The organism is Streptomyces sp. NPDC101194 (assembly GCF_044767885.1).
Lineage (GTDB): Bacteria > Actinomycetota > Actinomycetes > Streptomycetales > Streptomycetaceae > Streptomyces.
Genome location: NZ_JBIWOS010000002.1, coordinates 41,009 through 65,205, shown reverse-complemented (window position 1 = coordinate 65,205; position 24,197 = coordinate 41,009). Strand labels below are relative to the sequence as shown.

Annotated in this window: 22 protein-coding genes; 14 read left to right on the top strand and 8 right to left on the bottom strand. The window is 71.9% G+C overall.

Annotated elements, in window-relative coordinates:
• Nucleotides 1-75 precede the first annotated feature (75 nt).
• From ACIRP2_RS06870 to ACIRP2_RS06860, 3 genes are read right to left on the bottom strand one after another with little or no spacing between them, the layout of a single operon-like run.
• Nucleotides 76-1,674: a hypothetical protein gene (locus tag ACIRP2_RS06870; protein WP_404247329.1), complete on the bottom strand. Its 1,599-nt coding sequence runs from the start codon at nucleotides 1,672-1,674 to the stop codon at nucleotides 76-78.
• A 10-nt stretch (nucleotides 1,675-1,684) separates the two neighbouring features.
• Nucleotides 1,685-1,939 (bottom strand): MoaD/ThiS family protein, encoded by a 255-nt coding sequence (locus tag ACIRP2_RS06865; protein ID WP_351075372.1) that lies wholly within the window; start codon nucleotides 1,937-1,939, stop codon nucleotides 1,685-1,687.
• Between the two features lie 41 nt (nucleotides 1,940-1,980).
• Complete coding sequence (locus ACIRP2_RS06860) at nucleotides 1,981-2,871, bottom strand: alpha/beta fold hydrolase (protein ID WP_404247327.1); 891 nt, start codon at nucleotides 2,869-2,871, stop codon at nucleotides 1,981-1,983.
• Between the two features lie 315 nt (nucleotides 2,872-3,186).
• Here ACIRP2_RS06860 and ACIRP2_RS06855 point away from each other — a divergent pair, with 315 nt between their 5' ends.
• From ACIRP2_RS06855 to ACIRP2_RS06830, 6 genes are all read left to right on the top strand, one after another.
• Nucleotides 3,187-3,990, top strand: coding sequence for a response regulator transcription factor (locus ACIRP2_RS06855; protein ID WP_404247325.1), 804 nt, complete (start codon nucleotides 3,187-3,189; stop codon nucleotides 3,988-3,990).
• A gap of 173 nt (nucleotides 3,991-4,163) precedes the next feature.
• A complete protein-coding gene (locus tag ACIRP2_RS06850; protein WP_404247323.1) occupies nucleotides 4,164-5,207 on the top strand; it encodes a LacI family DNA-binding transcriptional regulator in 1,044 nt (347 codons plus the stop codon).
• Nucleotides 5,208-5,476: 269 nt separating this feature from the next.
• The gene (locus tag ACIRP2_RS06845; protein WP_404247321.1) at nucleotides 5,477-6,598 is read left to right on the top strand and encodes a S1C family serine protease; all 1,122 of its coding nucleotides are present in this window, start codon (nucleotides 5,477-5,479) and stop codon (nucleotides 6,596-6,598) included.
• A gap of 10 nt (nucleotides 6,599-6,608) precedes the next feature.
• Nucleotides 6,609-6,785: a hypothetical protein gene (locus ACIRP2_RS06840; protein ID WP_402278274.1), complete on the top strand. Its 177-nt coding sequence runs from the start codon at nucleotides 6,609-6,611 to the stop codon at nucleotides 6,783-6,785.
• Between the two features lie 116 nt (nucleotides 6,786-6,901).
• Nucleotides 6,902-7,633, top strand: coding sequence for a response regulator transcription factor (locus ACIRP2_RS06835; protein ID WP_404247319.1), 732 nt, complete (start codon nucleotides 6,902-6,904; stop codon nucleotides 7,631-7,633).
• Nucleotides 7,630-9,057: a sensor histidine kinase gene (locus ACIRP2_RS06830; RefSeq protein ID WP_404247317.1), complete on the top strand. Its 1,428-nt coding sequence runs from the start codon at nucleotides 7,630-7,632 to the stop codon at nucleotides 9,055-9,057. The genes ACIRP2_RS06835 and ACIRP2_RS06830 overlap by 4 nt, the downstream gene beginning before the upstream one ends.
• A 163-nt stretch (nucleotides 9,058-9,220) precedes the next feature.
• Here ACIRP2_RS06830 and ACIRP2_RS06825 read toward each other — a convergent pair whose 3' ends face one another.
• Nucleotides 9,221-10,063, bottom strand: a complete 843-nt coding sequence (locus ACIRP2_RS06825; RefSeq protein WP_404247315.1) for a hypothetical protein — start codon at nucleotides 10,061-10,063, stop codon at nucleotides 9,221-9,223.
• Nucleotides 10,064-10,141: 78 nt separating this feature from the next.
• Between ACIRP2_RS06825 and ACIRP2_RS06820 the strand changes: the two genes are divergently transcribed.
• Nucleotides 10,142-10,609 (top strand): hypothetical protein, encoded by a 468-nt coding sequence (locus tag ACIRP2_RS06820; RefSeq protein ID WP_404247313.1) that lies wholly within the window; start codon nucleotides 10,142-10,144, stop codon nucleotides 10,607-10,609.
• 219 nt (nucleotides 10,610-10,828) lie between these two features.
• On the opposite strand, the gene ACIRP2_RS06815 is transcribed toward ACIRP2_RS06820, so the two are convergent.
• The 4 genes from ACIRP2_RS06815 to ACIRP2_RS06800 all read right to left on the bottom strand — a co-directional run bounded on the left by ACIRP2_RS06815 (nucleotide 10,829) and on the right by ACIRP2_RS06800 (nucleotide 16,472).
• On the bottom strand, nucleotides 10,829-11,725 hold the full coding sequence (locus ACIRP2_RS06815; RefSeq protein WP_404247311.1) for a phosphatidylinositol-specific phospholipase C: 897 nt from the start codon (nucleotides 11,723-11,725) through the stop codon (nucleotides 10,829-10,831).
• Between the two features lie 569 nt (nucleotides 11,726-12,294).
• Nucleotides 12,295-13,563 carry an MFS transporter gene (locus ACIRP2_RS06810; RefSeq protein ID WP_404247309.1) on the bottom strand — a complete coding sequence of 423 codons (1,269 nt, stop codon included), beginning with the start codon at nucleotides 13,561-13,563 and terminating at the stop codon, nucleotides 12,295-12,297.
• A gap of 5 nt (nucleotides 13,564-13,568) precedes the next feature.
• Complete coding sequence (locus tag ACIRP2_RS06805; protein ID WP_404247307.1) at nucleotides 13,569-14,372, bottom strand: GntR family transcriptional regulator; 804 nt, start codon at nucleotides 14,370-14,372, stop codon at nucleotides 13,569-13,571.
• Between the two features lie 258 nt (nucleotides 14,373-14,630).
• On the bottom strand, nucleotides 14,631-16,472 hold the full coding sequence (locus tag ACIRP2_RS06800) for a bifunctional metallophosphatase/5'-nucleotidase (RefSeq protein WP_404247305.1): 1,842 nt from the start codon (nucleotides 16,470-16,472) through the stop codon (nucleotides 14,631-14,633).
• A 476-nt stretch (nucleotides 16,473-16,948) separates the two neighbouring features.
• On the opposite strand from ACIRP2_RS06800, the gene mshD reads away from it, so the two are divergent.
• The 7 genes from mshD to ACIRP2_RS06765 all read left to right on the top strand — a co-directional run bounded on the left by mshD (nucleotide 16,949) and on the right by ACIRP2_RS06765 (nucleotide 24,145).
• On the top strand, nucleotides 16,949-17,872 hold the full coding sequence (mshD, locus tag ACIRP2_RS06795) for a mycothiol synthase (protein ID WP_404247303.1): 924 nt from the start codon (nucleotides 16,949-16,951) through the stop codon (nucleotides 17,870-17,872).
• A gap of 89 nt (nucleotides 17,873-17,961) precedes the next feature.
• Nucleotides 17,962-18,369, top strand: a complete 408-nt coding sequence (locus ACIRP2_RS06790; protein WP_404247301.1) for a GntR family transcriptional regulator — start codon at nucleotides 17,962-17,964, stop codon at nucleotides 18,367-18,369.
• A complete protein-coding gene (locus ACIRP2_RS06785; RefSeq protein WP_404247299.1) occupies nucleotides 18,369-19,259 on the top strand; it encodes an ABC transporter ATP-binding protein in 891 nt (296 codons plus the stop codon). Before ACIRP2_RS06790 ends, ACIRP2_RS06785 begins: the two co-directional genes overlap by 1 nt.
• Entirely contained in the window at nucleotides 19,256-20,236 is a 981-nt protein-coding gene (locus tag ACIRP2_RS06780; RefSeq protein ID WP_404247297.1) for a hypothetical protein, read from the top strand. The genes ACIRP2_RS06785 and ACIRP2_RS06780 overlap by 4 nt, the downstream gene beginning before the upstream one ends.
• A gap of 270 nt (nucleotides 20,237-20,506) precedes the next feature.
• Nucleotides 20,507-22,762 carry an RNA degradosome polyphosphate kinase gene (locus ACIRP2_RS06775; RefSeq protein ID WP_404247295.1) on the top strand — a complete coding sequence of 752 codons (2,256 nt, stop codon included), beginning with the start codon at nucleotides 20,507-20,509 and terminating at the stop codon, nucleotides 22,760-22,762.
• Entirely contained in the window at nucleotides 22,749-23,735 is a 987-nt protein-coding gene (locus ACIRP2_RS06770) for a CHAD domain-containing protein (protein WP_404247293.1), read from the top strand. Before ACIRP2_RS06775 ends, ACIRP2_RS06770 begins: the two co-directional genes overlap by 14 nt.
• A complete protein-coding gene (locus ACIRP2_RS06765) occupies nucleotides 23,732-24,145 on the top strand; it encodes an NUDIX hydrolase (RefSeq protein WP_404247291.1) in 414 nt (137 codons plus the stop codon). Before ACIRP2_RS06770 ends, ACIRP2_RS06765 begins: the two co-directional genes overlap by 4 nt.
• Nucleotides 24,146-24,197: the final 52 nt, after the last annotated feature.

Sequence of the window (24,197 nt, the reverse complement as noted above, 5' to 3'; positions counted from 1 at the left end):
GGATGCACAGCACGCCCGGGGTGATCGACGAGCAGGCACCCCCCTTCGGTTCCCGAGGGGGGTGGTACCGGTCGCCTACGAGATCACGCGGCCGATCAGATAGACGGCGGGGGCCGCGGCGGTGAGCGGCAGCGCCACACCGGCCGTCATGTGGACGAACCGGGACGGGTAGTCGTAGCTCGCCACCCGCAGCCCGATCAGTGCGCAACCACCCGCCGCGAGGCCGAGCAGCGCGCCCTTCGCGCCGAGATCGGTGAACGTCCCCGCCACGGCGCCGGCGCCCGCGGCGGCGAGCAGCGCCACCACGACCGAGGCCGGTCCGCGCAGCGGCAGGGCGCGGAGGAGCACGGCGACCGCGACGGCCACCCCGCCCACCGTCACCGCGTCCGGGACCGCCGCGAGGTGTCCGGCGGCCAGGACCGAGAGGGCCGCCGACGCGACGGTGGCCATCAGCCCCTGCATCCGTTCGTCGGCGCTCGCGTGGCTGCGCAACTGGAGGACCACGGTCAGCAGCACCCACACGCCGAGGGTGCCGAGGATGGCGGCCGGTCCGTTCTCCCGGCCCGCGGCGAGCAGCGCGATGTCGGCGACGAGACCACCGGCGAACGCGAGCGCGATGCCCTGCCGGGCCGGCCACATGCCGTTGAGCCGGAACCAGCCGGCCGCGGTCACGGCCTGGAGCAGCACCAGCGGCACGACCAGGGCGTACGACCCGATCGCGGCACCGAGGGCGAGCAGCAGCCCGAGTCCCGCGGTGATCGCGGCGGGCTGCATGCCCGGCGCGATGATCGGCGAGCGGCCCTCGGCGCGGGCGCGCTGGGCGTCGGTGATGCGGCTGTTGCCCAGAGTGGTGGGCGCGCTGTAACCGGCGGCGTCGTCGAGCGTGGAGGCGGCGGCCGGGCGCGCTTCCGCAGGAGCTGCCGCCCGGACCGGCTCGGCGGCGCCGCTCGCGAGCGGGACCTCCGGAGGCAGCGGGTAGGAGCCGGAGGCGCCGTGCGGCTGCGCGTGCTGCGGGCGCGGCTGACCGTCGGTCCCGGCATCGGTCTGCACGGGCTGCTGCACGGGCTGAGCGGGCTGGATGGTCGGCTGGTACTGGGTGTCCCAGGTCTGCCCCTCCCAGGTCTGCGTGACCCCGGGGTCGTGCGTGCCGTGGGCCGCGGGCGCGACGGGTTCAGCCGACCGGCCCTCGGGCCACGCGGGCCCGGGGTCCGTCCCGGGGGCTCCGGGCGTCCGGTGCGCATCGTGCGTCTGCTGCGGGGCTCCGTACGCGGCCTGCTGCCCGTAGGGCTGCGCGCCGTACGTCTCGCCCTCGTACGGCTGTCGCCCGTGGGCCGGGCCGCCATAGGAAGACCGGTCGCCGTAGGACTGGTCGCCGTACGCCTGCGCGCCGTAGGACTGGTCGCCGTACGACTGCTGCTGCCCGTGGGTCGGGTCGCCGTACGACTGCTGCTGCCCGTGGGTCGGGTCGCCGTACGACTGCTGCCCGTACGACTGCTGTCCGTACGGCTGCTGTCCGTACGGCTGCGGGGGCTGCTGCTGTCCGTAGGTCTGCGCGGGCTGCGGAGCCTGGCCGTCCGGCCGGTCGTACCCGGGGCCGTACCCCTGGCCCGGGTCCTGCCCGTACGGATGCTGGTGATCATTTCCGTACGGATACTGGTGATCGTTGCTGGTCATGTTCTGCGGTTCACCCTCCTGCGAACGGCGGGAGCACCTCGACCGTGCCGCCCTCGGCAAGGCGTACGGTCTCATGACCTCGGGTTCCGACGGGGGCACCGTCGATCAGGAACGAGCACCTTTGCAGCACTCGGGTGAGCTCACCGGGGTGCCGCTCGCGCACCGCGTCGAGCGCCTCGGCCAGAGTCACGGCTGTGTACGGTTCCTCCGCTGTCCCGGCGGCGGCCTTGGCGGCGGCCCAGTAGCGGATCGTTCCCGCGGGCATGGCGGCACTCCTCTCGTCTCGCATCAGCTGTCCATCATGAATCACGGTGCCGCCGCCCAGTCGCCGATGCGGGTGAGCAGGCTCTCGTCCGCCGCGTTCTCGGCATGGCCCATGCCGCGCTCCAGCCACAGCTCGGCGCCGTCGCCCGCCGCCTCGGCCAGCATCCGCGGGTGGTCCAGCGGGAAGTACGGGTCCCGGTCGCCGTGCACGATCAGCAGCGGGGCCGGGGCTATCAGACCGGCCGCCTCCACCGGCGGGAGCGGTACCGGATCCCAGTCGTCGCGGGCGATCCGGGTGCGGAACCCGTAGCGGCCGACCAGCCGGCCGACGGGCCGGGTGACCATCCAGTGCAGCCGGCGCATCGGGGCCGTACCCCGGTAGTACCAGCGGGCAGGGGCGCTCACTGCCACCACCGCGTCCGCGTGCGCCTCCGCGCGTGCTCCGACGCGCCCCTCGCGCTCCACGACCCCGCGGGCCTTCTCCGTCGCCCGTCCCGCGTACAGCGCCCCGTGCCGCAGCACCACGGAGCCGCCCATCGAGAACCCGACGGTCACGACCCGCCGGTGTCCGAGCGCCCGCGCCCACTCCACCGCCGCCGCCAGATCCAGCACCTCGCGGTCGCCCACCGTCGACCGGCCCCCGGAGCCACCGTGACCGCGGAAGGAGAACGTGACCACGGCCGCACGCCGGGCGAACACCCCGGCGGCCCGTCGGACGGCGGGCCGGTCCACCGAACCGGTGAACCCGTGCGCGACCACGATCGCAGTACCGTCGAAGGACGTTCCCGCAGCGGCCCCGGCACCCGCCGTACACGGCTCGTACACCGCCTCGATACGGATCCCGTCATCGGTCCGCAATGCGGTGCGCAGAGGACCGGGCGTGATCAAGGGAACAGAGGAACTCCGAAATCGCCCCTCGGACACAGAACTCATGTGGGCTATTCTGCTGGGAAGAGGATCCGGGCAAAGCAGCCCCCGGGTCCTTTTGTGCTTTCCCGGCGTTGTTACGGAGAAGTTTCCACAAGCTCAGCGGTCCCGGGGCGCGGGACCGCAGCCGTAAAAAACCGTATGACAGCCGTCGTACGGCAACCCGTGCGAAAGCCCGCACGAAACGTACGAAGAAGTGCCGCATACTCCCCCGGGCCCGAGCCCGGGAGTGCCCCTCTCGCAGGGAACGAGGAGGACCGACGTAATGGGCGAGCGAACCGTGCACGATCATCGACCGACGACCCAGGCAGGTGGGCGGCGATGAGTTCACTGCTGCTCCTGACAAATGCCCTTCAACCGTCGACGGAGGTGCTTCCCGCGCTCGGTCTCCTGCTGCACAGCGTGCGGGTGGCACCGGCCGAGGGCCCCGCTCTCGTCGACACCCCCGGTGCCGACGTCATCCTGATCGACGGCCGCCGCGATCTGCCGCAGGTGCGGTCGCTGTGCCAGCTGCTGCGGTCCACCGGACCGGGCTGCCCGCTGATCCTCGTCGTGACGGAGGGCGGTCTCGCGGCCGTCACCGCCGACTGGGGCATCGACGACGTACTGCTGGACACGGCGGGACCGGCCGAGGTCGAGGCCCGGCTGCGGCTGGCCACCGGCCGGCAGCAGATCGGCTCCGACGACTCGCCGATGGAGATCCGCAACGGCGATCTGTCGGTCGACGAGGCGACGTACAGCGCGAAGCTGAAGGGCCGGGTCCTCGACCTGACCTTCAAGGAATTCGAACTGCTCAAATATCTGGCGCAGCACCCGGGCCGGGTCTTCACCCGCGCCCAGTTGCTCCAGGAGGTCTGGGGCTACGACTACTTCGGCGGCACGCGGACGGTCGACGTCCATGTGCGGCGGCTGCGCGCCAAGCTCGGCCCCGAGCACGAGTCGCTGATCGGCACGGTCCGCAACGTCGGCTACCGCTTCGTCGCACCGGAGAAGGTGGAGCGCGCCGCCGAGGAGGCCAAGGCCCAGGCCGCGGCGGAGGCGGCCGCCGGGCCCGTCACCCGCCCGGAACGGCAGGCGACGGCCGGGGCCGCGGAAGAGATCCCGGTCCGGCCCGCGCGCAGGTAGCGGGTGACAGGTGGACCGGGCCGGGTCACGGAGCCGGCCCGGTGCGTGCGGCCGCACGCACGCACGCGGCGTGCCGGTGATGACGACACCGTCGCGAACACGCCCACCGGGCCCCGCGAACCCGGCCCGGTCCACCTGTCACCCGCTTGGTCCATCCGCGTAGACTGCCGCGCGTGGCCAAGGTGACGCGGGACGATGTGGCGAGACTGGCGGGTACGTCGACCGCGGTCGTCAGCTACGTCATCAACAACGGACCCAGGCCGGTCGCCCCGGCCACGCGCGAGCGGGTGCTCGCCGCGATCAAGGAGCTGGGTTACCGGCCGGACCGGGTTGCCCAGGCGATGGCCTCGCGGCGGACCGACCTCATAGGGATGATCGTGCCGGACGCCCGGCAGCCGTTCTTCGCGGAGATGGCGCACGCGGTCGAGCAGGCCGCCGCCGAACGCGGAAAGATGGTGCTCGTCGGCAACTCCGACTATCGCGACGAACGCGAGGTCCACTATCTGCGGGCCTTCCTCGGCATGCGGGTCTCCGGGCTGATCCTGGTCAGCCAGGGCCCCAGCGAGCGGGCGGCGGCCGAGATCGAGGCGTGGGACGCGCGGGTCGTGCTGCTGCACGAGCGGCCCGAGGCGATCGACGACGTCGCGGTCGTCACGGACGACATCGGCGGTGCCCAGCTCGCCACCCGTCATCTGCTGGAGCACGGCAACGCGTACGTGGCGTGCCTCGGCGGCGTGGAGTCGACCCCGGCGGTCGGCGACCCGGTCGCCGACCACGTCGAGGGCTGGCGCCGCGCGATGCACGAGTCGGGGCGCTCGACGGAGGGCCGGCTCTTCCAGGCCCCGTACAACCGTTACGACGCCTATCAGGTGGCGCTGAAGCTGCTCGCGGGGCCGGACCGGCCGCCGGCGATCTTCTGCTCGACCGACGACCAGGCCATCGGGGTGCTGCGGGCCGCGCGCGAACTGCGGATCGATGTGCCCGGGGACCTCGCGGTGGCGGGCTTCGACGACGTGAAGGAAGCCGGGCTGACCGATCCGCCGCTGACGACGGTCTTCTCGGACCGCCCGGCGATGGCGCGGGCGGCCGTGGACCTGGTGCTCGACGACTCGTTGCGGGTGTCGGGGTCGCGTCGCGAGCGGCTGAAGCAGTTCCCGTCGGCGCTGGTGGTGCGGCGGTCGTGCGGCTGCGGGGAGCCCACGGCCTCGGCACGATAGGCCGGGCGGGACGGCGGCACGCACGGGCCGGGCGCGTCCGGCGGGCCCCGGAGCCGGGCCGTGTCCGCACCTCCCGCTCCGTGCCGGGTCCGTCCCCGGCGTCCTTGCCCCGGTACGGCCGGCCGGCCGGCGGCACGCCCCGTGCTCCCCGCCGTACCCCCGGCACTTCCTCGTCCGGCACACTCCCTTATATCGGGCATACGAGGTTCTGCCGGGCTTCTCAGGGCGTGCTCAGGCTTCTCTCATCTTGGCCGGACACGCTTTTGGTCATGACAGAGAGCCAGCGCCCGAGCGGCGAGTACCCGATGTACCCCTCGTACGGCAACGGTGACGCGTCCTACCCGCCACCGCCGTCCCACCAGCCCGCGCAGCCGATCGCGACGGGCCCCGGCACCACGGTGTGGCCCGGGCGGGGCGGCGCCGACGGGCACGGCGGCGGCGACGACGGATACGGGTCCGCCCTCCCGCAGCCCGCGCCCGAGCCGGCCGGGCCCCGGCGGCGCGCCAAGCGGCCGGTCGCGCTCCTGGCGGCCGTGGCGATCGCGGCGGCGGTCGTCGGCGGTGGCACCGCCACCGTCATCAGTCAGCTCACCGGCAACGACGCGAACGGCACGGGCGGCGGTGTCGTCCCCGGCACCACCGTCTCGCAGAGCAGCAAGGGCACCGTCTCGGGTGTGGCCCAGGCCGTCTCGCCGATGATCGTCGAGATCAACGCGACCTCGACCGCGGGCGAGTCCACCGGCTCCGGCGTCGTCATCACGTCCGACGGCGAGGTCGTCACCAACAACCACGTCATCTCCGGTGCCTCGTCGATCAAGGTGACGCTCAGCACGGGCAAGACGTACCGCGCGAAGGTCGTCGGCACCGACTCCGCCAAGGACCTCGCGCTCATCAAGCTCCAGGGCGCGAGCGGGCTGAAGACGGCCACACTGGGCGACTCCTCGGCCGTCGCGGTCGGCGACCAGGTCGTGGCGATCGGCTCGCCGGAGGGCCTCACCGGCACGGTGACCAGCGGCATCGTCTCCGCCCTCGACCGCGATGTCACGGTCGCCAAGGAGGACGGCAGCGGCCAGGACCAGAGCCAGGGCCAGGGCGGGCCGGGACAGTGGCCGTTCGAGTTCGGCGGTCAGCAGTTCAACGGCGACACGGGCAACTCCACCACCACGTACAAGGCCATCCAGACCGACGCCTCGCTCAACCCCGGTAACTCCGGTGGCGCGCTCATCAATATGAACGGCGAGATCATCGGCATCAACTCCGCGATGTACTCGGCGAGTTCGTCCGGCGGATCCAGCAGCGCCGGCGCGGGCAGCGTGGGTCTCGGGTTCGCCATCCCGGTGAACACGCTCAAGGCCGACCTCGACAGCCTGCGGGCCGGCAACAGCTCCTGAGGAGACAGTCATGCACCACCCCACGCACACCCCCGGCGGCCCGGCCGACCTGGCCCTGCCTCTCGCTCTCGTCACGGAACTGGCCGTCCGCCGGGCCTCCGAGCCGCCCCGGGTCCCGGAGATCCGCACCACCGCGGGCCGCAAGCGCCGGGCCGCGCGACGACGTGCCGCGGCCGTGCGAGGCTGAGAGCACGGCGGGCGGGCCCAGCGGCCCGCCCCGGCGGCCCGGAACACACCCGGAAGGCCGGGAGGCCGTGACACCCGGAACGCCGGAACGCCGGAACGAGAAGAGGACAACGAGCGATGAGCCCCGCCGAAGACGATCCGCAACGCATCCTGATCGTCGACGACGAGCCCGCCGTACGTGAGGCGCTGCAGCGCAGTCTCGCGTTCGAGGGGTACGGAACCGAGGTCGCCGTCGACGGTCTCGACGCCCTCGCCAGGGCCGAGTCGTACGCCCCCGACCTCATCGTCCTCGACGTCCAGATGCCGCGGATGGACGGCCTGACGGCGGCCCGACGGCTCCGTTCCACCGGCACCACCACCCCCATCCTGATGCTCACCGCACGCGACACCGTCGGCGACCGGGTCACCGGTCTCGACGCGGGCGCCGACGACTACCTGGTCAAACCCTTCGAGCTGGACGAGCTCTTCGCCCGCATCCGGGCCCTGCTGCGCCGCAGCTCGTACGCGGTCGCGGCGGGCGGCGACGTCCCCGACGACAATGTGCTGGCCTTCGCCGATCTGCGGATGAACCTCGCCACCCGCGAGGTCACCCGGGGCACCCGCCGGGTCGAGCTGACCCGTACCGAGTTCACCCTGATGGAGATGTTCCTGGCGCACCCGCGGCAGGTGCTGACCCGCGAGCAGATCCTCAAGGCGGTGTGGGGCTTCGACTTCGAACCGAGCTCCAACTCCCTGGACGTGTACGTGATGTACCTGCGCCGCAAGACGGAGGCGGGCGGCGAACCGCGGCTCGTGCACACGGTGCGGGGGGTCGGTTACGCGCTCCGCTCCGGCGGCGGTGACGGATGACCGGGGCCCTGCGCCGGCTGCGCGCCCTGCCCCTGAGGAGCCGGCTCGCACTGCTGGTGGCGACGGCGGTGGCGGTCGCGGTGGCGGCGGTCGCGGCGGCCTGCTGGTTCGTGACGCGGGCGCAGCTGGAGAACCAGCTGGACTCCTCGCTGCGCAATGTCTCGGTCAGCGACGACTACGTGCAGGTGCTGCTCACCTCCTGCACGCGCCCCGGACACGCGTCGGCACCGCAGCTCGAAGGCGCGTACATCGTTCAGCTCGTCACCGTCACCGGGAGCACCTGCACCGCCGCCGATGTGTCGCCGATCGGAGTGAGCGCCGCCGACATCGCCGTGGCCGCCGGGCTGCGCGACAACGCGCTGCACACGGCGAGGGCCAAGAACGGCACGAGGATGCGCGTGTACACCTACGCGTTCGAGCCCCGCAATCCGATCCCGGGCCTGCTGCCGGGAAGCTTCGCGGTCTCCGTCGCCCGCCCGATGAGCGAGATCGACGACCCGCTGTCCACCCTCGCCTGGGTCCTCCTGATCGTCTCCGGCGTCGGTGGCCTCGGCGCCGGCGCGGCCGGTCTCTGGGTCGCCCGCACCGGTCTGCGTCCCGTCGACGAACTCACCGAGGCGGTCGAGCACGTCGCCCGGACCGAGGACCTCACCGTCCGCATCCCGGTCGAGGGCGAGGACGAGATCGCCCGGCTGTCCAGCTCCTTCAACTCGATGACCGCTTCCCTCGCCAGCTCCCGCGACCGCCAGGCCCAGCTGATCGCGGACGCCGGCCACGAGCTGCGGACGCCGCTCACGTCCCTCCGTACCAACATCGAACTCCTCGCCCGCAGCGACGACACCGGCCGGGCCATCCCGCCGGACGACCGCCGGGCCCTGATGACGTCGGTGAAGGCCCAGATGACCGAGCTGGCCTCGCTCATCGGCGACCTCCAGGAGCTGGCCCGCCCCGACGCGGCGGACCCGGGCCCGCTCCAGGTCGTCGCGCTGCACGACATCGCGGACACGGCCCTGGAACGTGCCCGTCTGCGCGGTCCGGAGCTGACGATCCGGGCGGACCTGACGCCCTGGTACGTACGGGCCGAACCGGCCGCTCTGGAGCGGGCGGTGGTCAACGTCCTGGACAACGCGGTCAAGTTCAGCCCGCCCCGCGGCACGATCGACGTCGCCCTGCGCGACGGCGAACTGACGGTGCGGGACCACGGCCCCGGCATTCCCGCCGACGAGCTCGCGCACGTCTTCGAACGCTTCTGGCGCTCCCCGTCCGCCCGCCAGCTCCCCGGTTCGGGCCTCGGCCTGTCGATCGTCGCCCGCACGGTCCAGCAGGCGGGCGGCGAGGTCGGCCTGCGCCCGGCGCCGGACGGCGACGGCACGGTGGCGGCGATCCGCCTGCCGGGCGCCCCGCAGCCACCGCCGGGGCTGTGAGGCGGGGACGATCGGGGGTCCGCGTCAGGGCTCGTAGAGGCCTGCGTCCTCGGCCTGCTGCACCAGCTCGTCCCACCCGCTGCGGCGCTGTGTGCGGCGCTCCTCCTTGTGGGCGAGCACGTCCGCCGGCAGCACCCTGCGGTGCCGCCCCGGGCGGGAGTTGTCACTCCTCCAGCATCCGCCGCACCCGCGCGAGGCGCTCCTCGTCCCATTCCACCGCCGGATCGGGTTCCAGGAAGGACAGGGCGGTCGCGGTGACACCCAGGGCCGGCCGGGACCACTCCGCCTCGCCCTCGGTGCCGAAGGCGCCCGGTCCGAGCCGCCGTTCGGCGAGGTCCGGCCGGGCGGGCGCGGTGAGGACGAAGCCGCGCATGGTGGCGCTCAACTGGGTGGCCAACTCCTCGAAGGTGAGGGGGAGATCGGGGCGCAGGCGCAGGCCGAACAGAGCGGCCAGGCGCCGGTAGGAGAGGGCGATCCGGTCGTTCAGGTCCCGTTCGGCGACGGCGAGCGCGGCCTGGACCTCCTGCCGGAGGTCACCGTCGGCCAGGCTGAGGAAGGTGGCGTGCAGGGCGATGTACGTACGCCACCGTGCCGAGGCGTGCATGGCCTCGAAGTCCCGCAGGGCACCCTGCCGCAGCAGTTCGACGCACAGGTCTCTGCGCCCCTGGGCAGTGGCGAACCGGTCGATCCGGTCGCGGGCCAGCCGCCGGGCGGCCTCCTCGCCGATCCGGCCGTCGGCACCGGACACGGCGGGCGCGGTCCGGGCGAGCTCCTTGAGCAGGTCGCTGAAGAACAGGTCCTTGTAGGGCCAGCGGCGGTAGACGGCGGCGCGCGCCACACCGGCCTCACGGATGACGTCCTCGAAGCCGAGGTGGTCCAGGCTCACGGTCAGACCGGTGCGCTCGACCATCGCCATGGCCGCGTCGAGCATGCGCTGCGCGGTCTCGGCGTCGGTGAGGCGCCGACGGCGCCGGGTCGGCCCGGCCTGGGGTTGCTCGTTCGTCATCTGGCCTTCTATCCTTCCAGCAAGCTTTGAGACATGATATCTCAAGTATTGTCACTTCTCTGCGTTCCAGGAGGATCCATGTCCACGCAGCATCTCCCCGCGTCCGTCCGCACGGCCGCACGCGTCCTGTACGCGGCCACCGCCCTGGCCGCGGCCGGTGCGGGCGCGATCGTCGTCGACCAGGCCGCGGGAGGCGGCCTGGCCCAGCGGCTCCGGCACACCTACCCGCAGCGCGGCGCCGACCAGATCGGGATGGCCGAGTCGAGCATCCTCACGTACCTGTTCACGCTCGCCGCGCTGGGAGCCGCCCTGTTCGCGGCGATGGCATGGGCGAGCCGCCGCGGGCGCCGCTGGGCGCGCGGGACCGGGTCCGCGGCCGTCGTGCTGGGCACCGCCCTGGCCGTGTACAACTTCGGCCAGCCGCACCCGCTGGTGATGACGGTGGCCGGCGTCCTGCCGTGCGCGGCGGGCCTGTCAGCCGTCGCTCTGCTGTGGACGCGGGAGTCCTCGTCCTACTTCGCGTCGGCCCGCACGGCGTCCGCCTGAACCGCACCCGCCCACGGCGCGGCACCACGCCGCGCCGTCAGGGCGTCCGCGCGCATCCCGTTCGCATGCGTCCCGTCCGTGCGTATCCCGTTCGAGTGCGTCCCGCCCGCATGGGCCCCGTCCACACGCGACCCGTGCGCACACGAACCCCGGCCCGTCCGTGCGCCTCCCAGACGCATGCACCCCGTCCGCCGCGGTGCCCGACCGCCGGCGAACCGATCACCGATCCAGCGGGTTGTGCCTGATCAGCGATTCGACCAGCCCCGACCGGGTGGCCGGGAAGTCCAGCGGGACGATGCCGAGCCCCGTCCAGCCCGCCGCCTCGGATCCGTCCAGGAACGACTGCACCTGTGGATTGAGCCGGTCCGCGTTCCAGCGCGGCGGCATCAGGGCGGCGGTGCTGACGTAGTTCATGTACAGCTTCCCCGGCTGCTGTGCGGCCTTGCGGAACTGGGCCTCGATCTTGGGGTACTTGGCGAACGGCTCCGCCATGTAGTCGTCCTGGATGTCGAAGAGCGCGGAGTCGCCGTAACGGACTCCGGGCAGACCGCCGTTGTCGGCGAGCAGGACGACCTTGCCGCGTGCCGCGCCCAGCACGGGCAGCGCCGCGTCGATGTGGAACAGCGGCCGCCAGCCCCGGACGTCGAGGTAGTCGTCGAAGACCGCCCGGAACGCCGCGTCGCTCTCCTCCGAGTACTCCTGCTTGACCCGCATCAGCACGGTCTCGGTGGGCCGCTCGGCCAGGAAGTCCCAGCAGGCGCCGAGCACATCACCGAACATCAGGTTCTGGTACGAGGCGCCGTGGTGGATCGCGAAGGAGCCGCCGGTGACCCGGCACCGTACGTCGAGGAAGCGCAGGCCGCTGTTCAGCTGCTCGGCGATCGTGGTGTTCTGACACTCCGTCCAGGGCCCGCCGTAACGGGCGCCGGAGTCGTGCGAGCCGGGGATCGTGAGGCGTTGCAGCGCGGTGGCGTCGGGGATGCCGCTCATCCAGTCCTGCGTGGCGAGGGCCCGACGGGGCCCGGCGACGGCGGGTCCCGCGCCGACGAGGACCGTGGTGGTGGCGGCGAGGGCGCCGGCCAGGAAGTTCCTGCGTGTACCGGTGTACGGGCTCATACGGGGTGCCTCCGTCTGCCGTGTGGGGGGTCAGCCGTCAGATTATGACCGGTACACGTCACCCCTGGAACAGTGCCGCGTCACGGCTCCCGCCCGGAGTACGCGCCCACCGGGACTCCGGGGCTGCCCCGTCGCACAGGTCGGACACGGCTGGGACGCCGCGCCGAGTGGTCTCGACTCCGCGGTCGCGTACGGATGAACGCACCCGGCTCCGGCCCATCGCGGGGTGGGCACAATGAAATGATGTCGGAGCTACTACCGGGAGTCGGTGTGGCCCTGCCGGACGGGGCCGGGACACTCAGGTTCGGAATGCCCCCTGATGAGGTCAGCACGATGCTGGCGGCGCTGCCCGGGAGCAGTGGGTCGAGGCAGTGCATGGCGTTGACGCGCGCCGGCTACAAGGAACTCCGTCACGCCCACGACGCATGGCTCTCCGGAGTGCTCTTCGACCACGACACGTTGTACGTGCGCTCAAGCTCGCCCGTCTCCCGGCCCAGGAGGCCGCCATGGCCGCTCGGGTCGGACATGGCACTCGGCCTGTGTGGTCCACAGAAGTCGAGCCGGAACCACTACTCGTGAGTGCAGCCAGGCTCGGGATCCACTTCCCCGAACGATTCGCGCATGCTTCGAAGCGGTGACAGGACGTACGGGAGGATGCTCGACGTCATGCCGACGGCCCCGATCCACAACGTGGTCCGGGCTCCGAACACGGAGCCCGAGACTCCCCCCAGAAACCCGCCGAGCGGAATGCCGCCCCAGGACACGAACCGGGCCGTCGCGCTCGTCCGGCCCAGGAGGCGGTCCGGTGTGAGGGTCTGCTGGAAGCTGGACTGGGCCACGAAGCGGATGACCCCGCCCAGGGAGAGGCACGCGAGTCCGAGCGCGGCCGCGTACACGCTCCACCCCGGATGCGCCATCGGCATCAGGACGGTCGGCGGGCACGTGACGAGCGGTGCGAGCCAGATGACCGGCCCCTGCCCCACCCGCTTCGAGACCCCGGTCGCCGACAGCGCGCCCAGCAGGGCACCACAGCCCATTCCCGAAAGGATGAGGCCGATACCGAAGGAATCGAGGCCCATGTCCCTCTTCAGGAAGACCAGCAACATGGTTTGGTACATGACCAGGAAGAGGTTGAACGTCGCATCCCCCAGAATGATCGCGCGCAGGGCGGGATGCTCGAGAACGAATGCCAGTCCCTCTTTGATGTCCCGAAGCAGCCGAGGGCGCTCGCTCCGTTCCGGTTTCTGTTCGCGCCTGCGGATTCCGGTCGCGAGCAGACCCGACATCGCCATTCCGGCCGAACTCACCAGCAGCGTCGCGGGGGCTCCGAGCCAGCCGATCAGCGGCCCCGCCATTCCCGGTCCGCCGATACTGGTCATCGAGCGTATCGCCGAGAGTTTCGAGTTCCCTTCGACGAGATTGCCGCGGCCCACCAGGTGCGGCAGACAACTGACGTACGCGACGTCGAAGAAGACCGTCAGCACGCCGTGAGCCAGAGCGACGACGTACAGCCACCAGATCGTCAGAAGGTCCGACCACCACGCCAGCGGTATCGTCGAGAGGATCACCGCCCTCGCGAGATCGGTGCCGATCATCACCGATCTCTTCCGCATACGGTCCACCCACGCACCTGCCGGCAACCCGATCAGGAGCGAGCCCGCCGTGGTCGTCGCGGTCAGCACTCCGACCTGGAACTCGTCGGCGTCCAAGGCCACGATGGCAACCAGGGGCAGTGCCAGAAAGATGATGCGATCGCCCAGTTGGCCGAGCGCGGTGGCGGCGGACAGACGGACGAAGTCCGCATCGCGCAGGAGTCCGGACCGGGAGGACATCGACATGCGGGTCACCTGCCTTCGGCTTCGAGAGGCGCCCCACCGGCTTCGACGGGCTGCGGCCGGTCGACTCCGAACTCGTAGGCCACTTCCCGGCGCACGTCCGGAACGACCATGTCGGCGGTTTCCACCGGACGTCCCCCGGTGTCGTAGATGGTCCGCTCGATCCGGAGCACCAGGTCCCCGACGCCGATCCCCAGCAGGTTCGCCTGTGCCCGGGTGGCACGAGCAGGGCGCGGCAGCTCGATCACGGTCTCGATGTCCACGCCGATGAGCCGCATGCGCGCGACCACCCCCTTGCCCGCGAGGGGGCCCGTCTCGGGCAGCACGATCGGCGTTCCGCCCGTGATGGCCATCGGCTCCCAGGACTCGGAGAGCTGGACGGGCTGCCCGTCGGCGAGGAATTCGTAGTGCGTGTTGACGCAGAGGTCCCCGGGAGCGATGGCGAGCCTCTCGGCGATCGCCTCGGGGGCGGGGACCCGCGCCCGGCTGTGCGCGTCCCAGGCGCGGGCCCTGCCCCGCTCCTCCATGCCGGCCAGGAAGCGGGAGCCGCCCCGGCGCTCGCGGTGCCGCGAGCGGACCATCCGCAGGCGCTCGCGCGGCACGCGGACATAGGTGCCCGAGCCCGCGCGTCCTTCGAGGAGGCCCATGACGATCAAACCGTCGACGGCCCTCTGCGTGACGTTGCGCCCGACCTCGTACTCCTCGGCGAGCCGCGCCCGGGACGGCAGGCGCTCCCCGATCCCCCACTCCCCCGCGAGAATCCGTGCGCGCAGTGATTCGGCGACTGCGAGGTACTGCGCCTCTCGGGGCATGTGCGACCCTCCGGTTGCTCTGCCGCGCGGCAGCTGGTGATTCCAGGCGGAGTTGGCAAGCTACTGCACCGGTCGAAAGCTACTGGAGTAGAAATACGCTCGGTGCGCGAGGCGCTCGACGGGCGGCGGCACGGACCGGGTTCTTCCTGGTGGGCCGCGACGAGGAGCGCCCCGGGACACCGTCCGGCCGGGCCACCGGAGAACGCAGTGGGGCGGTGGGCCCGCCGGCCCACCGCCCCACTCACCCGCGTACGGGAGTTACTGGATGACCGTGATCCGGTCCGTCGCCGGCGGGGCCAGCGGCGCGGCGGCCGACGAGTGGGCCGCCAGGTAGGCGTTGAAGAGGTCCAGGTCGGAGGGGCCGACCAGCTTGTTGGTGCCCTGGCCGAGTGCCGCGAAGCCGTCGCCGCCGCCCGCCAGGAACTCGTTCATCGCGACGCGGTAGCTCTTGGCGGGGTCGATCGCCTCGCCGTTCAGCTTGATCGTGTCGGTGACCACGCGGGCCGCGCCCGTCTTCGTCATGTCCAGGGTGTAGGTGAGGCCCTTGGACACCTGAAGGATCTTCGGGCTGGCCTCGTTGGAGCCGCTGACCTGCTGCTGGAGTGCGGTGATCAGCTGGGCGCCGGTCAGGTCGACGACGTTCATCATGTTGGTGAACGGCTGCACGGTGAAGGACTCGCCGTACGTCACCACCCCGTCGCCCTCACTGCCGGTCGCCTTGTAGACCAGGTCCGCGCGGATTCCGCCCGGGTTCATGAAGGCGACGACCGCCCCGCCCTTGTCCGCCGGGGCCAGGCCCTCCAGCTGGGCGTCCGCGATCAGGTTGCCGAGCGGCTTCTCGGGGGCCGTGGAGCCGCGGCCGTTGATGTCGGCGGTGATGTAGCCCTGCGGCTTGTTCGCGATGGGCGCCGCGAGGGCGTTCCAGCGGGCGATCAGGGCCGTCATGTCGTTGGCCTTGGGCTGGTCCCGGCTGACGATGTGGTTGACCGACTTCGGGTTCGAGGCACTGGCCGACTTCACCGACGTGCGCACGATGTCGTTGGTGCGGCGGTCGTAGGTGAGGGTCGTGTCGGTGTAGAGCTTGCCGAACGACGCCGCCGAGGTGACCATGCGCGGGTTGCCCGCCGGGTCCGGGATCGTGCAGACGTACGCCTGGTGGGTGTGGCCGGTGACCAGTGCGTCGACCTTGGGCGTGATGCCCTTGGCGATGTCGACGATCGGCCCGGAGATGCCGTCACCGGCGCCGGAGCTGTCGCAGTCGTAGTTGTACGAGGTGGAGGCCGGCTGCCCGCCCTCGTGGATCAGCGCGACGATGGACTTGACGCCCTGACGGTCCAGCTCCTTGGCGTACTTGTTGATCGTCTCGATCTCGTCATGGAACTTCAGGCCCTTGACGCCGTTGGCCGTGACGATGTTCGGCGTGCCCTCCAGGGTCACCCCGATGAAGCCGATCTTGACGCCGTTCTTCTTCCACACCGTGTACGGCTTGAGGATCGGCTTGCCGGTCTTCTCGTTCGTCACGTTGGCGGCGAGGTACGGGAAGTCCGCACCCTTGAACTTCTTGCCCTTCTCGTAGCAGCCCTCGACCGGGTGGCAGCCACCGTTCTGGAGGCGCGCCAGCTCGGTGGCGCCCTCGTCGAACTCGTGGTTGCCGACGGCCGTCACATCGAGGTCGATCTTGTTGAGCGCCTCGATGGTCGGCTCGTCGTGGAAGAGACCGGACAGCAGGGGGCTCGCGCCCACCATGTCGCCGCCGGCCGCGGTGATCGAGTACGGGTGTCCCTTGCGCGCGGTACGGAGCGAGGACGCGAGGTACTCGACGCCACCGGCCGGAATCGCCGTCGTCGTGCCGTCGGCCTGCGTCTCGGTGACCGTGCCCGCCGAGCCGGCCGGCGGCTCCAGGTTTCCGTGCAGGTCGTTGAAGGACAGCAGTTGTACGTCGACGGTACTGGCCGGCTTCTGGTGGCCATGGTCATCGCCATGGCCGCGGTCCTGGGCGCCTGCCGGCATCGCGGCGACGAGCGCGCCGACGGTGGCGAGCCCGGCCGCGGCGGCGAGCACCCGCCGGGACGCGCGGTTCTTCTGCGGTGTCGCTGACATCGGTCCCCTTGTGAGTTCAGCGTGAGGTGTGAGGGTGATGACGAGTCTGGAGACTTCGTGCCGCAGCCTAGGGTCAACGCGCGTAGCGCGACAGGTGTGCGGGGTTACGAACTGGTTGCCATGCGGTCGGAATCGGGGTCAACTTCCGCTTATCGCCCGCATGGCGCACATATGCGGGCAGAATCGCCCAGCCACGTCCCACCGACCCCCCTGCGCCGCACCGCACCGGGCCGCGGTGGCAGACCACCGCCGGTGCGACCCGGCCGGCGACCGGGCTCAGCACGCCGGCACCGCTCGCCCGCCCGGCACACGGGCGCGGCGGTCCGCCCGCCTCGTCCGCCCACCTCGTCGGCGCCGTTCGCGGCAGCCCCGGGAGCTCCCGCGCGGCGCCCGGCCCCCGCCGTCCAGGGCCGGTGCGGCAACCGGCGCCCCCGCAAGCCGCCCGACGCCCGCCCCGTCCCCGTACGCTCGTACACATGACGACTGACGTACCTCTCCCCGCCCCCGGACGTGAGATCCAGACGCTCGACGTGCTCTCCCCCGAACAGGCCGACGCCGTGTCCGGTCTGCTCGCCGAGGCGGCCCGGTCCGACGGCAGGCAGGCCGTGTCCGAGCAGGGGCGGCTGCAGCTGCGGGGCGGGCGGCGTGAGGGCGTGCGCCATCTGCTGCTGACCAGCGGGACGGTCCTGGTCGGGTATGCGCAGCTGGAGGACACCGACCCCGTCGAGGCGCCCGCCGCCGAACTGGTCGTGCATCCGGCGTACCGCGGACAGGGACACGGGCGGGCACTGGGTGCGGCGCTGCTCGCCGTGACCGGGAAGCGGCTGCGGGTGTGGGCGCACGGCGGGAAGTCCGCGGCCCGGCATCTCGCACAGGTCCTCGGCCTCTCGCTCTTCCGCGAACTGCGGCAGCTGCGCCGGCCGTTGAGCCCGCTGGACATCGCCGAGCCGGTGCTGCCGCCCGGCGTCACCATCCGCACCTTCGTACCCGGCGAGGACGACGCCGCCTGGCTCGCGGTGAACCGGGCCGCCTTCGCCCACCACCCCGAACAGGGCTCACTGACCCAGCGCGACCTGGACGACCGCAAGGCGGAGCCCTGGTTCGACCCGAAGGGGTTCTTCCTGGCCGAGCGCGACGGCGAGCTGATCGGCTTCCACTGGACGAAGGTGCATGCCGAGGAGCACCTCGGCGAGGTGTACGTCGTGGGCATCCGGCCCGACGCGCAGGGCGGCGGGCTCGGCAAGGCGCTCACCGCGATCGGGCTGCGCCATCTGGCCACCGAGGGGCTTCCGACCGCGATGCTCTACGTCGACGCGGACAACAAGGCGGCCCTGGCCGTCTACGAACGGATGGGCTTCGCGACGCACGAGGTGGACCTGATGTACCGAACGGAGTCCTGAGCCGCGGCACGGCGGAAGGGGCGGCGCCGCTTGACGCCGCCCCTCTCTTGCGCCACCCTTTCACTACTTCATTAGTGAAAGGGGTGAACATGGCAGAGTCCGCAGCGGTCGAATACCGCATCGACCGGCGCAGCGGCATCGCCACGTACCTCCAGATCGTCCAGCAGACCAAGCAGGCCCTGCGCCTCGGTCTGCTGGAGCCCGGCGACCGGCTGCCCACCGCGCGGGAGGTCGTCGAGGCCACCGCCATCAACCCGAACACCGTGCTCAAGGCGTACCGGGAACTGGAGCGCGAGGGCCTCGTCGAGGGCCGGCGGGGACTCGGCACCTTCGTCACCCGGACCCTCGGCGGCGTGGCCGCCGCCGACGACGCGCCGCTGCGCACCGAGCTCGCCGACTGGGCCCGCCGGGCCCGCACGGCCGGACTGGAGAAGGACGACGTGAGCGCGCTCTTCACCGCCGTACTGGACAAGACCTACGAGGGGGATCAGGCCTGATGACAGGCGCTGCGATCGAGGCCGTCGGCCTCGGCACGAAGTACCGGGGCGGGGGCTGGGTGCTTCGCGACTGCTCGTTCCGGCTGCCCACCGGGCGCGTCTGCGCCCTCGTCGGCCCCAACGGTGCGGGAAAGTCCACCCTGCTCGCCCTCGCGGCGGGCTTCCTGCGGCCGACCGAGGGGTCGGTGCGGGTGCTGGGCGGGACACCGGGGGAGGCGCGGGCCCGGACGGCCTTCGTGGCCCAGGACAAGCCGCTGTACCCGCAGTTGACGGTGGCCGAGACCCTCTGGGCGGGAGCCGAGCTGAACCCCGCGACATGGGACCGGGACACCGCCGAACGCATCACCGGGGAGCTCCCGCGCGACGCCAGGGTCCGTACCCTCTCCGGCGGCCAGCGCACCCGGCTCGCGCTGGCCCTCGCACTCGGCAAACGGCCCGAACTGCTCCTGCTGGACGAGCCGATGGCCGACCTCGACCCGCTCGCCCGCCACCAGCTGATGGGCGCCCTGATGGCCGAGGCCGCCGAGCACTCCACCACCATCGTGATGTCCTCGCACATCCTCACCGAGCTGGAGGGCGCCTGCGACTACCTCCTGCTCGTCGACAACGGCCGGGTCCGCCTCGGCGGCGAGACGGACGATCTCCTCGCCGCGCACACCCTGCTCACCGGCCCGGTACGGGACACCGCGCCGCACACCGTCGTCGAGTCCCGCACCGCGGGGCGCGTGCAGACCACCCTCGTACGGATGGAGGGCCCGGTGGACACCGGCGTCTGGGAGACCGCGGAACCCTCGCTGGAGGAACTGCTGCTGGCGCATCTGCGGTCGCCCCAGGCGCCCGCGCTGCTGACGCCGAGCGCCGAGGCCGAGCGGGAGGTGGCGGCGGTATGAGCGCCCTGACCACCATCGGTCTGCGCGGCCCGGCCCGGGTCGTCGTACGTCAGCACCGCCTCACCCTGTGGATCGTCGGTGCCCTCGCGCTCGCGGGGATCGCCGCCGTGGTCGTCACCTCCCTGTGGACGGCCTCCGCCTCCGACACCTTCGCGAGCACCGACTGCTCGGTGGAGAACACGGTCCGGGGATGCGGCGACACCGTCCGCCACTTCCTCGACGCCGAGCTCCGCCTCAGCCGCGCCGTCGGCTACGCGGACCTGGTGATGATGCTCCTGCCCGCGTTCATCGGCATGTTCGTCGCAGGCCCGCTGATCGGACGGGAGCTGGAGAGCGGCACGTACAAGGTGTTCTGGGCCCAGTCGCTCTCGCCCGCACGCTGGCTCGCCGCAAAGCTCGCCGTGCCCGCCGTGCTGACCCTGGCCGGAGTCTCCGTACTGTCCGCCGTCTCCGCCTGGGCCTGGTCGCGGGCGAAGACGACGCACTACCCGAGGGACTGGTACGAACGGGAGGTCTACGGCGCGATGGGCACCGTCCCCGTCGGCTACGCCCTCCTCATGCTCGCCCTCGGCGCGCTCGCCGGACTGCTGCTGCGGCGCACCGTCTCCGCGATGGTCGTGACGGTGATCGGATACGGCGTGCTGGTGACGGCCATGAACTCCGTGCGCAACGGTCTGTGGCCGACACTCACGGCGACGTCCCGCCTGGAGGACGGCCACCGGTTCCCGGCGGGGGTCGCCGACGCCGGGCAGGGCTGGCTCACCGGCGGCGGGGAACGGCTGTCCGTCGATGTCTGCCGGAACACCGCCGACTTCGAACGCTGCCTGGCCGACAAGGACATCACCCAGCGCTATCTCGACTACCACCCCGCCTCGCACTTCTGGCCGCTCCAGCTCGTCGAGACCGGCATCCTGCTCGTCCTCGCCACCCTCGCGGTCGCGCTCGCCTTCCGGGTGCTGCGCCGCCGTCACGCCTGAGTCGAACGTCGTTCCGGGCCCGGCACACGGGCCCGGAACGGCCCCTGCGGCGCATCCGCGCACCCGCACACCGCTTCCTGCACGTCATGTCGCCGTTACCAGCCATTCAGAAGGGCTTGCGACCCTCTCAGGATGCAGCCAGCTGTGCCGACCCCGCACCACGGGAGAAATCCTGGTGGAGACCGCGCGAACCACACGAACCGTGCGTTTAACGCGATCTCCGCACCCTCCGGCGCGCCCTCGGAGCCCCTGACGCGGAAGAATGGGGTCATGAGCCAGCAGCCCAGCTCCGAGGTCCGGGTCCAGCCCACCGTGCAGCCGTCGGTGGGCACGCTCGCCGCGCACCGGCCGCACGCCGTCGCCTCGTCGGCGTCCAACGGCGCCGCGCTGTCCACCCGGGCCGACCTCGATCCCGACATCGACGCCGACGTCGACGCGTACGAACCCGATGTCGACGGCGACGAACTGCCCCACGGCCGTTTCCTGGACCGGGAGCGCAGTTGGCTCGCGTTCAACGAACGCGTACTCGAACTGGCCGAGGACCCGGCGACCCCCCTCCTGGAACGGGCCAATTTCCTCGCCATCTTCGCCTCGAACCTGGATGAGTTCTTCATGGTCCGGGTGGCCGGGCTGAAGCGCCGCATCGCCACCGGTGTGGCCACCCGCTCCGCCTCCGGCCTCCAGCCCCGCGAGGTCCTCGACCTGATCTGGACCCGTTCGCGCGAACTCATGGCCCGGCACGCCGCCTGCTACCAGCAGGACGTCGCCCCCGCCCTGTCCGACGAGGGCATACAGCTGATCCGCTGGCCCGAGCTGACCGAGAAGGAACAGGCCCGCCTGTTCACCTTCTTCCGGCAGCGCGTCTTCCCCGTGCTGACCCCGCTGGCCGTCGACCCGGCGCACCCCTTCCCGTACATCTCCGGCCTCTCGCTCAACCTGGCCGTCGTCGTACGCAACCCGGTCAGCGGCCACCGCCACTTCGCGCGGGTCAAGGTGCCGCCGCTGCTGACCCGCTTCCTGGAGGCTTCGCCGCAGCGCTACGTGCCCATAGAGGACGTCATCGCGGCCCACCTCGAAGAGCTCTTCCCCGGCATGGAGGTGCTCGCGCACCACATGTTCCGGGTCACCAGGAACGAGGACCTGGAGGTCGAGGAGGACGACGCCGAGAACCTCCTCAAGGCCCTGGAGAAGGAGCTCATGCGGCGCCGCTTCGGCCCGCCGGTCCGCCTGGAGGTCGAGGAGTCCATCGACCCGTACGTGCTGGACCTGCTCGTCCGCGAGCTGAAGGTGTCCGACGCCGAGGTCTACCCGCTGCCCGGTCCGCTCGACCTCACCGGACTCTTCGGCATCGCCTCCCTGGACCGGCCCGAGCTGAAGTTCTCCAAATTCATCGCCGGAACCCACCGCGATCTCGCCGAGGTCGAATCCGCCTCCGCGCCCGACATCTTCGCCGCCCTGCGCGAACGCGACGTGCTCCTGCACCATCCGTACGACTCGTTCTCCACCTCCGTGCAGGCGTTCCTGGAACAGGCCGCGAGCGACCCCGACGTCCTGGCCATCAAGCAGACCCTGTACCGGACTTCGGGCGACTCGCCGATAGTGGACGCCCTCATCGACGCCGCCGAGTCCGGCAAGCAGGTCCTCGTGCTCGTCGAGATCAAGGCCCGCTTCGACGAGCAGGCCAACATCAAGTGGGCGCGCAAGCTGGAGGAGTCCGGCTGCCACGTCGTCTACGGGCTCGTCGGTCTCAAGACCCACTGCAAGCTCTCGCTCGTCGTCCGCCAGGAGGGCGACACACTGCGCCGCTACTCGCACGTCGGCACCGGCAACTACCACCCCAAGACCGCCAGGCTGTACGAGGACCTCGGGCTGCTGACCGCCGACCCGCAGGTCGGCGCGGACCTCTCGGACCTCTTCAACCGGCTCTCCGGCTACTCCCGCCGCGAGACCTACCGCCGTCTCCTGGTCGCCCCGAGATCCCTGCGCGACGGGCTGATAAGCCGGATCAACAAGGAGATCACGCACCAGCGGGCCGGGCGGAGCGCCTACGTCCGCATCAAGGTCAACTCGATGGTCGACGAGGCGATCATCGACGCCTGTTACCGGGCAGCGATGGCGGGTGTGCCGGTGGACATCTGGGTGCGCGGCATCTGCGCGATCCGCCCCGGCGTCGCCGGTCTCTCCGAGAACATCCGGGTCCGCTCGATACTGGGCCGCTTCCTCGAACACTCCCGGGTCTTCTCCTTCGGCAACGGCGGCGAACCCGAAGTGTGGCTCGGCAGCGCCGACATGATGCACCGCAACCTCGACCGCCGGATCGAAGCACTGGTCCGGGTCACCGACCCCGCCCATCGTGCCGCCCTCAGCCGTCTCCTGGAGACCGGTATGTCCGACACCACCTCCTCCTGGCACCTCGGTTCCGACGGCAACTGGACCCGGCACGCCACGGACGCGGACGGCCAGCCGCTGCGGCACGTACAGGAAATGCTCATTGACGCCCGGAGGCGCCGGCGTGCGACGCCATGACCACCAGACGACGCAGGCGGACCTTACGGCAGGGGCGGTGCTCGCGCCCTACCTGCAGGAACAGGCCGCCGAATTCCTGCGCAGCCTGCGCCTGCACCGCGAGAACAGCGCCCCCACGGACGCCGGGAGCCACGCCGCCGAGGAGGCCGCCGGTGCGCTGCGCCGCTCGTCCCGGCGGATCGGCGGCACACTGCACACCTTCCGGGCAGCACTGGACACTGCCTGGGCCGAGCAGCTCCGCACCGAACTGGCCTGGCTCTCCGGCACCCTGGCCCGGGAGCACGCCTACGCGACCCGGCTGAACCGGCTCCTCGAAGCGCTGCACGCCCTGTCCGGCACCTCGCTGCCCCCCGCCCGGACAGGAACCGGCTCCGACAGCAAGGAGCGCGCGGCCCTCGGTGTCGGCGCGGCCCGCGCCGGTGCGCTGCTGGAACGACAGCTGACCCTCGCCCGGACCCGCGCCCACTCCGCGGCTCTCCAGGCACTCGGCTCCTCCCGCTTCCACGCGGTGGCCGACGCCGTCGCACTGCTCGCCTCCGAGGTCCCGCTCGCCACGACGGCCACCGCGCCGGCCGAGGAGATGCTGCACGGGCCCGCCGACCGGGCCGAACAGCAGCTGCTCGGCGCGGTGGCCGCCCTCCCTTCGGACGAGGCGGTCGAGCCGTACAACGAGGCGCAGGACGCGCCCTGGCACCGGACCCGGCTGCTGCTGCGGCTGCACCGGTACGCCCGCGAAGTGATGCGGGGCGCCCCCGATCCGGCCCTGGCCGCGTCCGGGCACGCGCTCGACCTGCACCGGGACGCCTCGGAGGCGGCGGCCGCGGCGGCGTCGGCGGCCCGCACCCCCCGGATCGCACCCGCCACCGCGTACGCCCTGGGGGTGCTCCACGCCGATCAGCGGCACGAGGTGGAAGCGGCGCGCAGTGTGTTCCGGGAGAGCTGGCCGTACACGGCGGCCGTGACCGCGCCGTGAGCGGTACGACCGTGCTGGCCGCGGGGTGCGTGCTGTGGCGCCGGTCGGAGCGCTCCGGCGAACTGGAGATCTGTCTGGTCCACCGGCCCAGATACGACGACTGGTCGCACCCCAAGGGCAAGCTGAAGCGCGGCGAGTCCGCGCTGGACGGTGCCCTGCGCGAGGTCCTGGAGGAGACCGGCCACCAGTGCGCACCGGGCGCGCCGCTCCCCACGGTCCGGTACCTCGCGAACGGGCGCCCCAAGGAGGTCGCCTACTGGGCGGCCGAGGCGACCGGTGGCTCCTTCGTGCCCAACGCCGAGGTCGACCGGGTGAGCTGGCTCTCCCCGGCGGCGGCCCGCACCCGCCTCACCCGGTCCCACGACCGGGACGTGCTGGACGCCCTGCTCGCCGTCCTGCCGAGCACCTGACCGCGCCGAGGATCAAGCCCGTCCGGCACCGAGGACGTCACGCTCGCCCCGG

Coding starts and splice junctions, on each gene's coding strand:
- ACIRP2_RS06870 (WP_404247329.1), bottom strand. CDS start 1,674: ATGACCAGCAACGATCACCAGTATCCGTACGGAAATGATCACCAGCAT.
- ACIRP2_RS06865 (WP_351075372.1), bottom strand. CDS start 1,939: ATGCCCGCGGGAACGATCCGCTACTGGGCCGCCGCCAAGGCCGCCGCC.
- ACIRP2_RS06860 (WP_404247327.1), bottom strand. CDS start 2,871: ATGAGTTCTGTGTCCGAGGGGCGATTTCGGAGTTCCTCTGTTCCCTTG.
- ACIRP2_RS06855 (WP_404247325.1), top strand. CDS start 3,187: ATGAGTTCACTGCTGCTCCTGACAAATGCCCTTCAACCGTCGACGGAG.
- ACIRP2_RS06845 (WP_404247321.1), top strand. CDS start 5,477: ATGACAGAGAGCCAGCGCCCGAGCGGCGAGTACCCGATGTACCCCTCG.
- ACIRP2_RS06840 (WP_402278274.1), top strand. CDS start 6,609: ATGCACCACCCCACGCACACCCCCGGCGGCCCGGCCGACCTGGCCCTG.
- ACIRP2_RS06835 (WP_404247319.1), top strand. CDS start 6,902: ATGAGCCCCGCCGAAGACGATCCGCAACGCATCCTGATCGTCGACGAC.
- ACIRP2_RS06830 (WP_404247317.1), top strand. CDS start 7,630: ATGACCGGGGCCCTGCGCCGGCTGCGCGCCCTGCCCCTGAGGAGCCGG.
- ACIRP2_RS06825 (WP_404247315.1), bottom strand. CDS start 10,063: ATGACGAACGAGCAACCCCAGGCCGGGCCGACCCGGCGCCGTCGGCGC.
- ACIRP2_RS06820 (WP_404247313.1), top strand. CDS start 10,142: ATGTCCACGCAGCATCTCCCCGCGTCCGTCCGCACGGCCGCACGCGTC.
- ACIRP2_RS06815 (WP_404247311.1), bottom strand. CDS start 11,725: ATGAGCCCGTACACCGGTACACGCAGGAACTTCCTGGCCGGCGCCCTC.
- ACIRP2_RS06810 (WP_404247309.1), bottom strand. CDS start 13,563: ATGTCGATGTCCTCCCGGTCCGGACTCCTGCGCGATGCGGACTTCGTC.
- ACIRP2_RS06805 (WP_404247307.1), bottom strand. CDS start 14,372: ATGCCCCGAGAGGCGCAGTACCTCGCAGTCGCCGAATCACTGCGCGCA.
- ACIRP2_RS06800 (WP_404247305.1), bottom strand. CDS start 16,472: ATGTCAGCGACACCGCAGAAGAACCGCGCGTCCCGGCGGGTGCTCGCC.
- mshD (WP_404247303.1), top strand. CDS start 16,949: ATGACGACTGACGTACCTCTCCCCGCCCCCGGACGTGAGATCCAGACG.
- ACIRP2_RS06790 (WP_404247301.1), top strand. CDS start 17,962: ATGGCAGAGTCCGCAGCGGTCGAATACCGCATCGACCGGCGCAGCGGC.
- ACIRP2_RS06785 (WP_404247299.1), top strand. CDS start 18,369: ATGACAGGCGCTGCGATCGAGGCCGTCGGCCTCGGCACGAAGTACCGG.
- ACIRP2_RS06780 (WP_404247297.1), top strand. CDS start 19,256: ATGAGCGCCCTGACCACCATCGGTCTGCGCGGCCCGGCCCGGGTCGTC.
- ACIRP2_RS06775 (WP_404247295.1), top strand. CDS start 20,507: ATGAGCCAGCAGCCCAGCTCCGAGGTCCGGGTCCAGCCCACCGTGCAG.